The following is an 11378-nucleotide window of genomic DNA, read 5'->3' as shown; positions in this document are numbered from 1 at the left end:
TGACGCTATTGCAGTACATCAATTGGCAAAACGATGAACCCATTAATCGCATTAAACATGCATTGGCTGCTTAAGGTTAACCCCTAAACGCGTTTATCATAAACAATTAGCGTAAATATTTTTCCGCAAGAGACATACTTCATGTACCTATATTAGGGAATCTTGGCACCTTTTTTATGTGATATTTCAGCCTATCAGGAAAATCCTGATAGGCTGAAATATGCTTATCCTACAACGGCTTTTGTGTGTAATTGTACCGGAGATGGGAGCTTCGTTTGCGATATTGTCGAAGGCTACCAAGTAGTTAGCTTTCAATCTCTCAAAATTTATTTGACTCTCGAACATGGTACAGGGCCTATATTACAGACGAATTGTATTCTGTAATAAACAAGAGGAATTGTTACGCCACTTAAAACTCAAAAAAAAGAAGTTTACCGGAGCCCCGATGATAGTTGCGGCTGCGAAGTCCCCATAACCAAAGGAGCAACCAGCAACTGCTCGGGAACTCAAAATCCGACATGTTACTGTAGTAAACCATGAAAAAACCGGAGATTAAAAAGTATCCGGGGTTTTCCCGGGGATGCTCACTAACTGTTTTTGGTAAGTGAGTGATTATCCAATATTAAAAGCGATTGAAGGGGAAATAAAACCGGATGGGTGCTGCGACAATGAGTGACAACAACCATCAATTAGGGCTTTAGTCAACGGCCACCTGTCCCAATGTGGAGGGGAGTCCACCGAAACCTTGCCAACCGGCTCTTGCCGGTACTTCTGGGAATTCTCCCTTTGACCGCCCCCTTACAACTTCAGCTCTTCGTTTTGGCGTGATCCATCATTATTTATTATCGGATATTAACGTCATTTTAATGCGTTCAATTTCTCGCCGAATGTTGTCCTTTTTCATCGCTTTGTCGAATCGCTGCCCATTGATAAACAGGTTATTGGTGTCTTTCACCCCGCTGCGTACGCCGGATCGCCGGTCTTCAAGCACGCGTTTCCTGTTTTCTTCGGCAAACATCTCTTCCTGAAATTGATCGGTATCCAAATTTAGGTGACGAGCACATTTGAGCAGGTTTTCATCTTCCAGGTGATTTTGATGGTCAAACAGTTCGTCATGCATTTCCCAAAACTTGCCTTGGTCGGCGGCAGCCTCTGCGGCCATTCCCGCGTTTTCAGCATGCGGATGTCGTCGGCTAAGCGGAAGGTGTCGATACACATATCGAATGTGCCCACCCTCTTCCTGCATTATTTCGTCTATCATCTTATAGATTCGACGACTGGTTTCACATTCATAGTCTCCATACTGCAAGAGGGTGATTTCCGCATCGGGGTTTCCACGTTGGTGATCTTCTTCAATGACAGGGGGCTGCAAGGTATCCTCCGTTTCTTCTTCCTGGTCCTGATTGGAATGCGGGCGACGAATAAAATCCGGCAACGTTGTATTACGACCAAACAGCCATTCTTTCCATGTAAGCTCCAGCTGACCGCAGTCCCGATCGGGAAAGCGACTCTGACGCGTCTGCGAATAATTGAGAATAGCCACCAGTATCACTCCGCCCACCGTATTGCCCAGCGTTACGGCAGAAAAGAAATACCCGAACTGGCCCCAGCCGGCCAACCCCTGGAAAATCAGGTAAAGCACCTCACAGGCACCAATAATACAGTGAAACAGATCCGCGATCGGAATGAGATACATCAGTATAAAAACGATAGCGATGCGAGCCATGGCATCTCGTACGGCATGGGTCAGCCAAACCATCGAGGCTACAATCCATCCTGCCAATACGCCTTTCCAAAACAGATCATTCCAGGATACGCTCAGGGCATGTTCTCCAAAGCCCCGGGCCACTTCGGCCGCTTCGGCCGCAAAGATGCCGGTGTTGGCCAATGCATACGCCAACGCTCCTGCCCCAATAACATTTGCAAATAGCACTATGCCCCAAACGCGCAGCAGCGCGGGCACGCTGGCAATCCGTGTGAGCACGTGCGTGACAGGGGTAAGCGTATTTTCGGTAAACAGCTGATATTTGCCGGCTACAATCAGTATAAATCCAAGGGGATATAACATGTTACCGAGGAACAACGAAGACTCCGGACCTACGGCGGCCGTCATCGCAGCCCGGGCCACAAATGTAAGGCCGATAGACAGCCCCGCAGCCACTCCGCTTAGAAAAAGGAGACGCGCAGTGCGGCTAAAATCCTCATCGGCTGTGGCTACAATGCGATGAAAAATTTCATCCGTCGAAAATATATCACGAACGGCCTGTCCGCCCGCGGGTGCACCGCTTTGGGACTGGTCAATTTGTTCTCTGATACTGTCTGTCTTCATGGAGTTCTTCTATTAAATTAATCGAAATAACGAAATTCTATTTACTAATTCTTACTTACACATCGATTGGAAGAATAATGCTAACATTTGATATCGAGGAAGGATTTATTGAATAATCTATCTGGTCATAAAGGTATCGCTAATCTGATGCACGTGCAATTACCGTTGGCAGTCTTACATTTGTTTGAGCCTGCTTTACCATGGATCATCAATGTAATATCCCAAGAAATACTATTGATGTATCAACACATAACTCTATGTCATTACAACTGTCAAATATCCGATACCGAAACGGATCTCTTACTGTAAACGTTTACCCATTCCACGGTTAATGACATTAATACAAGCAATTAATACCATTTATGAGTACACAGATGAAGGCATCATATTTTGAAGAATTTGGAGAGCTGGATCATATTCAAACGGGAACCCTCGAGCGCCCTGAACCCGGGGAAGGCGAAGTCCTCGTCCGCGTAAAAGCGGCAGGTGTAAATCCCGTAGATGCAGCCGTAGCCCGGGGCATGCTTAATGAAGTAATCCCCGCAGAGTTTCCCGCTGTTCCGGGCTGGGACATGGCGGGTATAGTTGAAGAGCGTGGATTTGCTGCACGGCGATTTGAACAGGGAGATGAAGTGTATGCGTACGCCCGTCGCCCTACCGTGCAGTACGGAACTTTTGCAGAGTACGTATCTATTCCTGAAAGCTATGTTGCCCAGCGCCCGCAACAAATTACAATGGAAGAATCTGGCGCTGTCCCATTGGTCGGATTAACTGCCTACCAGGCACTGTTCCAGTTTGGAAATCTGGAAAAAGGTCAAACATTATTGATACTGGGTGGCTCTGGTGGGGTAGGAACCATAGCTATTCAGCTGGCAAAAACCGTTGGTGCTACAGTCATAGGCGTGGCCAGCGGTCGTAACCAAGACTACATGAAAGAGCTTGGTGCCGATGAAACCATCGATTATAGTGCCGGTAATGTGGGGGAAGCTGTAAAGACAGTAACACCGGATGGGGTGGATTTTATCTTCCACTGTTCCCGTGGAAAATCGCTCGATCAAAGTATTGGCACGCTAAAAAGCGGCGGACAACTTATTTCCATTACCCACAGAAATCCGAAAATCCCAGACGATACTAAATTTCGGTACGTATTTGTTGAGCCCAATGCCAGGCAGTTAACACATATACAGCAGCTGGCTGATGAGGGATATATTACGGTGCCGGTTTCTAAAACCTTTGATTTAGATGAGGTACCGATGGCTCTGCAAGAGATTGAGTCGCTGCATACACGAGGAAAAACTGCTATTATTCCTTAAAAAAATTAAGATCGGCGACACCCATTATAATTTCGAATATATGACCCGGTTACCCCTCAAGCAGTTTTTCGAGTTCTTCCATATCCACCGATTCTGACACCTTACCTTCTGCAAGGTTCTTCATAGCCTTATCAATCATCTCCAAGGTACACCTAAAATTTCATCAGAGTGGATCAACTCCCGTGGACTAAGGGTAACAAATTCGTCTCCAAACTCAGTAATATAGTGGTACTCTGTACGGGCTCCTCATATGATCAGGTGTTTTGGGAAGTCGATCTTGGCAGCGTATTCCCTTTTCTTTTCTGCAGCATTCATAGCTTACTCCTTGCCTGTTAGGTTCTATTATATCCAGTTGGATATCAAAATCCCATAGATAGGATAATTTTCACAGTTATACTACCAGTTGTTAGAAATGATGGTATATGGAGCTGAAATATTATAATCTAATGCAACAATGATTACATCGACCGATGTCGTTCTGCCCGTTTACGCAACGCCTCATACATGCCATCCACTTTTTCATCCATTTTTTGAGGGTCATTTAGGTTTGTTTTGATGTCATCTATCCGTTGTTGGCCACCAAGTACAACTTCTATCTCACCGTTAAGTAATCCCTCGATAGAGGCCCGTGCCACTTTTTGGGGGCTATCCATATCGCCTGTATTTGCCGATTCCATCATTGGGGTATCAGTAGAGGTAGGATAGACCGTCATCACGTGAATCGGATAATCAACCAGTTCTCTGCGCATCGCTTCAGAAAAATGTTTAACGCCCGCTTTTGTGGCTGCGTAGACACTGTAAAATGGCATGGCAATATATCCGAGTCCAGAGGAAATATTCATTATAGCCGCTTCGTCGCTCTTCTTGAGCAGCGGCAGGAAATGCTTGGTCATATAAATAAGTCCCGTGAGATTAACATTAATCTGCCCCAAAATATCCTCATCACTGATCTCCTCTAAAAGTCCGGCACTGACTACCCCGGCGTTATTGATCAAGATATCAAGGGAGCCCCATTCTTGTTTTATCGTTTTCGATGCCTCTTTTACATCGCTTAGTACAGATACATCTCCCTGAATTTTCAAGAATCGAGCCGAGGGAAATTGGTCTTCCAGATCATCCAACTTTTCAACGGTTCTCCCCATGACGGCTATATCAGTAATATCCTTTACCGAAAGTTCTTCAATTAACGCTTTCCCGATACCGGCACTTCCTCCCGTAATCAGAACATTCTTATTTGATAATCTCATAATCTGCCTCTGATAGTTTATTTAAAGAATACTGTCTTTTTTCAGATCAATTTCATACCAAGATAAACCACTTGTTAAAGGTATTAATTTTGTAAGTAGTCTTTTTGATACATTAAAGCCAAAATACTGTACCTGGCCGTCTCACTTACGGCCCTGCAGGTGATGGGCACCGAAACGTTTGGAATGACAGTGGCATTCTGATTATTTCTTTTTCTGTATTTATCTCCTGATATTTCAGTTCAAATTATTAGTCAAATCAAGTAAGTAAGACATGCTTTATACCAAGTTGATGAAGTTGTCAGGAGTTACGCTAATCCTCTTTGCACTCTCTTTCAATAATACAAACGCCCAGCATCACGGCTCTACCCCGCTTTCGGCTCCCGGCAATCAAATTTTTGGTGCCATTCAGGAGACGATTACAGCTTTGGAACAGGATCCCAATACCAATTGGGAACAGGTTGACCTGGAAGCGCTGAGGCAGCACCTGCTGGATATGAAAGCCTTTACCGAAGAGGTAGAAGTGCTTGAAAAGCAACCTGTAGAATAAGGCGTAGAACTGCAGGTTCGACCATCTACAGAGCGAGCCAACGTAGCTCTGAAACGCGTGTTGTCCATGCACCCTATGATGCTCAAAAAAGAAAAAGGCTGGACCATGGAATCTAGGCATAAGAATGGGGTGTGGACCATTACCTGTACGTCTGCTAATTCAAACGAAGTTCCTAAGATTAGAGCTCTGGGCTACATTGGACTCTTGGCTGCCGGAGTACATCATCAACACCACCACTGGATGATCGCCACCGGGCAAATGGATTATCCACAAAAATAAATGAAGAGTTTTCATGGGTTTCCCAACTGTTGTTACATGGAACCATATAAAAATTGCCTTTTTATGGCCTCCGACCACTGCTTATATCAAATTTAAGGATTCAATAAAAATGCGATGCCGCCATTTCGACGACATCGCTTGAAATTCATTATTCGCAGGCCGGACAAATCCGACGCAACATAGGATCAGTGGGACAGGAATCCGCATTCTTGGCATTGAGTGCCTGTTCGACGACCTCATCCCCAAATTTTTCCCGGGCTTTGGCTTCCAGTGCTCCTTTACTTTCCTCATCATCAGTATCGGCTGATTTGGAAACGGAGCCATTATGGTCGGAACCTGCCGCTCCGAAACCACGACGTGAGCCCCGCTTGTTGACGCTTTCGGTATATTTTTCGCCTTTCACCACCTTGTCAATAAAGCAGTAGTAAGTGGATTTCAATTTCTTTTCCCAGGCATAGAGGTAGATTTCATCCATGCTGTCGCGCAGCTGCTCGTCGATATAGAGCGATTTCGAGACCGACTGATCAATGGATTCCTGGAAGGCCGAGGCGATATCAACCTGTCGCTTAGGGTGAATTTCATAAGCTGTTTTGTACAGGTTCTTGTTGATGACGCCATCCAGCTCCTTTATCGGCTGAACCGAGCCGTTATTCGCCTTGATGGTCTGCGCCATCTCTTCGCTCCAGAATCCTTTCTGTTCCAGGTCCTCTATCAGCTGACGGTTGATCACAATATGCTTGCCGGAAAGGGTATCCCGGGAATAAAGATTGCTGAAGTAGCTGTCGATGGAAGACGTCGTGCCGGAAATAATTGAGATGGAAGCGGTAGGCGCAATTGCCAGCAGTACGGCGTTTCGGCGCGGCTCGTAATCATAGGGATCCCCCTGGTCTTCCATCTTCTGGTAGTGTTTGAACGCCCCGCGCTCTTCAGCCAGCTCCTGCGATGTGCGATAGGTAATGTTGCGCATAAAGGATCCCAGCTTACGTGCCAGCATCACTGCTTCTTCGGAATCGTACGGGATGTCCAGATCCACAAGCGCTTCGGCAAAGCCCATCATGCCGACGCCCAGCGGTCGCAGATCCATCGTATTCTTCTTTGCGGCCTCGGACGGGTAGAAATTTTTATCCAGGATGTTATCGAGTCCCCGTGTCATGACCTCCAGCGTATCCTCAAGCTTGTCCCAGTCGATATCGCTGTTGTCTTCGTTAAGGTGTTTCGACAAGTTCACCGACGCCAGCGTGCAGACGGCCGTGGAGTCGGGTCGGTTGGGGATGGAGATCTCGGTACACAAATTCGAGCTGTTAATCACGCTGTACTCGGGACACGGGTTATGGCGATTGTGCTCATCCTTGAAAATGAGCCACGGATGACCCGTTTTAGCCAGCTTGAACAGGTATTTTTTGAAGAAGTTCTGGCTGTCACGTTTCTCATAATGCTCCAGCTGATCAGCCTCGGCCTGCTTGATACGTTTCTCATACTTCTTCTTGAAATCGTCGCCCACGGCATCCACCAACTCCGGGCATTCGCCGGGATCAAACAGGTAGATCGGTTCGCCTTCCTTGATGCGCCGCATCATCTCGTCCGGCATCCAGAGGCTGGTATTGAGTGACGGGGTGCGGAAATAGGCGTTACCGGTAGTCTCCCGCAGATCCAGAAATCCGTCGATATCAAGGTGCCACGGCTGCATCGACATCACCTGCGAGCTGCGCCGGCGTCCGCCCTGCTGGATGGAGTTTACCAGCGTATCAAACACTTTGATGAATGGGATCGCACCCGAGGAAGGTGCATTCAACGATTTGATGTTGGAACCGGTTGCCCGGATACGGGTCACATCGGTACCCACGCCTCCGGCATACTTGGCCAGAAAAGCGGTCTCCCGCACTTTATCCATAATGGAGTCCAGCGAATCATCGATCACGCTCACGTAACAGGACGAATATTGCGACGTGGTGGTGCCCGAGTTGAACAGCGTGGGCGTGGAGTGCAGGTACTCCAAATTCGAGAGTTTGTTATATATCTTTACGATCTGCTCATTGGAATTGCCGATCCCCATGGCCACACGCATGAAAAACCATTGTGGTTTCTCAATCGTCCGATCCTCGCGATTTTTCATCAGATAGCGATCTTTCAGCGTAGTCAGCCCAAAGTAGCCCAGCAGTCCGTCGCGGTCGAAATTGAGACTGTCGGCCAGCAGGTCGAAGTCAAACTCTTTAAGCCGTTCATCCAGCAGGCTTTGGTCAAAGGCCTGTTCCAAGTACTCTTTGAATCCATCCAGCCGGCGGTCAATATCCTTGTTGATGATCTTCAGCAGCTGGCGCGTGGCCAGCGTATCGTAGACCGGGTGCTTGGGGATGAGCTGCTCGATGGCCTTGAGCACCAGCCGGTCGAGCTCTTCGGTGGTGACCCGCTCGGGGACTTTCAGGTCAAGCTCTTTCATGATTTTGAAGACGAGCTCATAATCATCCTCGACTTTTAGTCTCTGGATGATTTCGAATATCGCGTTGATTATTTTTTGGGTGCGGAAAGGCTGTTCCGTGCCGTCGCGCTTTATGACTGTACGTTTCATAGTTGAATGTTTTAGTAATTAGTGTATTCGGTAGATGAGACTTCGAAAAAGTTGATCAGCTTTTTTACGTCTTCTTTCTGCAGGAATCGCAGTGGATTTTCATTGATATGAAACTCCTGCCGAAAGCCGAGCTCCTGCAATCGCCGGTCAGTGATATATTTCAGGTACCGCTCCATCTCTCCGGATGAAATGCCCAGGATCGTCCGGTCGCCAAATCGATGTTTGACATACTCAATTTCCAGGGAGGTTCCCTCCAGGATGACATTCCGGATATCCTGCACGTACTCGGTATCCTTCACAATTTCCGGATTTTCTTCCAGCATAATCAGGATAGCTTCGATGCCGTTTTGCAGGTGCAGCGATTCATCGATCAGTACCAGTTCCACCCCGGAAACCACGTTTTTCATCTTGGCCATATCCTTGAGCGCAAAGAAATGGGCGAATGAGGAGTAAAAGAAAATCCCTTCTAAGATGATGTTATTTAGCAGAATGGCCCGAAGTACCTTTTTTTGTCCCTCGAGTGTTTCGGGATTAATTTTTCCGTGACTTATTTTATCGATCTCATCGACAATAAGATTTTGCTTTTTCCGCAATATCGGATCGTCGAAGGCCACATCGTACATCTTCTCGCGGTCCAGTCCGAAGGACTGCAGTACAATCTCAAAGAAGTCGCTGTGGATATTCTCCATAAACAGCTGGGTGCTGAAGCTCATCTTTGCGTGTGGATCGGTGAGCAAAGGGAAAAAGGAATTGACCAGCACGTTTTGCACCAGCAGCTCCGACGAGCAGAAATAGCCCACAGCCGTATCAAAAAGCTCTTTTTCATCGTGGGTCAGCGTGTGATAGTCGAGGGCATCCTGCTGGATGTTCAGCTCTTCGGGAAACCAGACCACCTTTTTCTGTTTTTCGTACAACTCTTTAAAGATGGGATACGAGGGATCCTCGCTCAGTTTGATATTTTCGCGTACAGACGTACGCCCAATCAGTTTATTATTCATACTTGTGATTTTTGAATTCCTGGTTTTCATGATAGAACTATTGCTTAGCAGGAAATTACTTGCGTATTATCCTGTAATCCTCGCGCCATGGCAAAGCTGGTATCGATGGGATAGCTGTAAATTTTGTCATTTTCTTTCTCATACAGATCACGATCTGGTATGGCGCCGACCAACAGGGCCATATCCAGCACCTGATCGTAGAGCGAAAAATCATTTGAAGGTACCAGGTCGATTCCCGCATCTTTCTGGGTGGTCCAGTGCATCACCTTGAAGATCGAAATTGATTCATTCAGTCTGGCTTTGCCGGTCTCTCCCTTCCAATACGGTTCTATTACTTTCTTCAGGTCTCTGTTGATACCTATCCGCGGGTATCCAAGATTGTGGGTAATCATAGCAATTCGTTTTAGCTTGCAATTCTGAGGTGGGATGCAAAACGTTGAAGGGCAGGAGTTCACGGAGCTGGTGAGATCAGTAAAAACAGTCGGGTATTCCATACCTGCCTTTCAACAACGCCTTAACTCCCGAAGGCCTCGTTTACTGATTTAAAGGCAGGTCTCCTGACTTACCGACAATTTCTTCGAACCTTCCCGCCTCGTTTGGGGCTGAGACAGTGGTTAAATCAAAGAATATTCCGGATTACAGTTGCGGGTACAGCTCCAGCATTTCACTGGATTCCCTTTTCACCCCGACAGAATCGGGGCACCTTCAAACCTGTATTCAAGAAAAGAGCTGCCGCTCTCATTGTCAACGAATACTTTTCCACAAAAAAGTCGAGTTGTTAACAATTCGGCTTTCTTATTGAGCTCCTGGGGATAGACTATCTCTAAATTACGGTAAACTGCATATTCCTGTAGAATCATCCGGAAGATGAAACGTGTTCAACCTGCGAAGCTATTGTTGCTGAACTTTGCCGGCGAGTACGTTTATTGATAGGTTGGCGGGCAATTTCCACCAGCGTCTTGCGCATGAGCCCTATTTCGGTGAAATGCAGGTTAGAAGTTTAGGGCAGAGATTCCTACTCTCATATATTCTGTTATCTCCCTGTAGCTGCTGTTAAAAGCACTAAATACGATATCCTGTTTTCCTCGCCACTTCTTTTGTGAATTGCAAAAATCGGGATGTAGCCGCACAACGTCTCCAATTATGATCAAGACAGGGTTTGTCAATTCATTTTTGCGTACCTCATCCACAATCGTATCCACCGTGCCCAGGGCGATCTTCTCCCCCGGCAGCGAGCCTTTCTGGATGACCGCAACAGGCGTATCCGCACCGCCGTGATTGCGAAAAATCTGCGTAATTTCGGGGAGCTTCCGCATCCCCATCAGGATGGCGACGGTGGCCGAAGACCGGGCGGCCAGCTTCACATCTTTCGAAACCGTACCGTTGCGCGTCACGCCGGTGGTCACCCAAAAACTTTCGTTAACACCGCGCTTGGTTAGCGGTATGCCCTGCAGCTCCCCAACAGACGTACAGCTGGAAATACCGGGCACAATTTCCACCGGGATGTCGTGATCCCGCGCATGGCAAAGCTCCTCGTGCCCGCGACCAAAAATGAACGGGTCACCGCCCTTCAGCCGCACCACGCACTTGCCCTCGTTCGCCTTTCGGACAATAAGATCGTTCGTGCTCTCCTGGCTGTTCTGCGATGAGCCCGCCTTTTTCCCCACGTAAATTTTCTCAGCGCGGGGTGGTGCATAATCCAGTAGATCGGGATGGGAGAGCGTGTCATACAGCACCACATCGGCCCGGGCCAGGGCTTTAGCCCCCTTGATGCTTATCAGATCGGGATCGCCGGGGCCGGCCCCCACCAGTATGAGCTTGCCACCCCCGGCCGGTATATCAGGTTGAGTTTCTGTGGATTTAGTCAATGGCATAAGCAAAGTAGCAGAATAAAAGTACAAATATTTAAAATTACGGCTTTATGGAAATTTTGCCTATTTAATTTAATAAAATTATTCACTTTGACTAAAGTATAAATATATAAAATGAAAATTAACTCTATTTTTTAGTTTGAAAGTTTTATTAATTGATGTTAACATGCGAGCTGAAATTCAATACTTGCATAAATTAGTAAGGTTTTATTGAATTTTAAACTAAAA

At 46.9% G+C, this 11378-nt stretch carries 8 protein-coding genes and 1 riboswitch; of the genes, 2 read left to right on the top strand and 6 right to left on the bottom strand.

Going from position 1 to position 11378, the window contains the following annotated elements; all coding sequences use genetic code 11:
- Positions 1-835 precede the first annotated feature (835 nt).
- Positions 836-2329 (bottom strand): formate/nitrite transporter family protein, encoded by a 1494-nt coding sequence (locus tag ACG2F4_RS17205; protein WP_395262130.1) that lies wholly within the window; start codon positions 2327-2329, stop codon positions 836-838.
- Positions 2330-2691: 362 nt separating this feature from the next.
- Between ACG2F4_RS17205 and ACG2F4_RS17200 the strand changes: the two genes are divergently transcribed.
- Positions 2692-3642, top strand: a complete 951-nt coding sequence (locus tag ACG2F4_RS17200; RefSeq protein WP_395262129.1) for an NADP-dependent oxidoreductase — start codon at positions 2692-2694, stop codon at positions 3640-3642.
- Positions 3643-4100: 458 nt separating this feature from the next.
- On the opposite strand, the gene ACG2F4_RS17195 is transcribed toward ACG2F4_RS17200, so the two are convergent.
- Entirely contained in the window at positions 4101-4889 is a 789-nt protein-coding gene (locus ACG2F4_RS17195; RefSeq protein ID WP_395262128.1) for an SDR family NAD(P)-dependent oxidoreductase, read from the bottom strand.
- A gap of 271 nt (positions 4890-5160) precedes the next feature.
- Here ACG2F4_RS17195 and ACG2F4_RS17190 point away from each other — a divergent pair, with 271 nt between their 5' ends.
- Positions 5161-5436 carry a hypothetical protein gene (locus ACG2F4_RS17190; protein WP_395262127.1) on the top strand — a complete coding sequence of 92 codons (276 nt, stop codon included), beginning with the start codon at positions 5161-5163 and terminating at the stop codon, positions 5434-5436.
- Positions 5437-5863: 427 nt separating this feature from the next.
- Here ACG2F4_RS17190 and ACG2F4_RS17185 read toward each other — a convergent pair whose 3' ends face one another.
- The 4 genes from ACG2F4_RS17185 to cobA all read right to left on the bottom strand — a co-directional run bounded on the left by ACG2F4_RS17185 (position 5864) and on the right by cobA (position 11153).
- Complete coding sequence (locus ACG2F4_RS17185) at positions 5864-8281, bottom strand: ribonucleoside-diphosphate reductase subunit alpha (RefSeq protein WP_395262126.1); 2418 nt, start codon at positions 8279-8281, stop codon at positions 5864-5866.
- Between the two features lie 11 nt (positions 8282-8292).
- Entirely contained in the window at positions 8293-9279 is a 987-nt protein-coding gene (locus ACG2F4_RS17180) for a ribonucleotide-diphosphate reductase subunit beta (protein WP_395262124.1), read from the bottom strand.
- A gap of 44 nt (positions 9280-9323) precedes the next feature.
- Positions 9324-9671: a hypothetical protein gene (locus ACG2F4_RS17175; RefSeq protein WP_395262123.1), complete on the bottom strand. Its 348-nt coding sequence runs from the start codon at positions 9669-9671 to the stop codon at positions 9324-9326.
- A gap of 137 nt (positions 9672-9808) precedes the next feature.
- A riboswitch (cobalamin riboswitch) is annotated at positions 9809-10001 on the bottom strand.
- A gap of 270 nt (positions 10002-10271) precedes the next feature.
- Complete coding sequence (cobA, locus tag ACG2F4_RS17170) at positions 10272-11153, bottom strand: uroporphyrinogen-III C-methyltransferase (protein ID WP_395262122.1); 882 nt, start codon at positions 11151-11153, stop codon at positions 10272-10274.
- Positions 11154-11378 lie beyond the last annotated feature (225 nt).

This window comes from Halalkalibaculum sp. DA3122 (genome assembly GCF_043951865.1).
In the GTDB taxonomy this organism is placed as follows: Bacteria; Bacteroidota; Rhodothermia; order Balneolales; family Balneolaceae; genus JAMQKA01.
The sequence above is the reverse complement of the archived record's forward strand: the minus strand, read 5'-3'. Positions and strand labels throughout refer to the sequence as shown.

Bases quoted from the DNA above. Each gene is read 5' to 3' on its own strand.
- ACG2F4_RS17205 (WP_395262130.1), bottom strand. From the start codon at position 2,329: ATGAAGACAGACAGTATCAGAGAACAAATTGACCAGTCCCAAAGCGGT.
- ACG2F4_RS17200 (WP_395262129.1), top strand. From the start codon at position 2,692: ATGAGTACACAGATGAAGGCATCATATTTTGAAGAATTTGGAGAGCTG.
- ACG2F4_RS17195 (WP_395262128.1), bottom strand. From the start codon at position 4,889: ATGAGATTATCAAATAAGAATGTTCTGATTACGGGAGGAAGTGCCGGT.
- ACG2F4_RS17190 (WP_395262127.1), top strand. From the start codon at position 5,161: ATGCTTTATACCAAGTTGATGAAGTTGTCAGGAGTTACGCTAATCCTC.
- ACG2F4_RS17185 (WP_395262126.1), bottom strand. From the start codon at position 8,281: ATGAAACGTACAGTCATAAAGCGCGACGGCACGGAACAGCCTTTCCGC.
- ACG2F4_RS17180 (WP_395262124.1), bottom strand. From the start codon at position 9,279: ATGAATAATAAACTGATTGGGCGTACGTCTGTACGCGAAAATATCAAA.
- ACG2F4_RS17175 (WP_395262123.1), bottom strand. From the start codon at position 9,671: ATGATTACCCACAATCTTGGATACCCGCGGATAGGTATCAACAGAGAC.
- cobA (WP_395262122.1), bottom strand. From the start codon at position 11,153: ATGCCATTGACTAAATCCACAGAAACTCAACCTGATATACCGGCCGGG.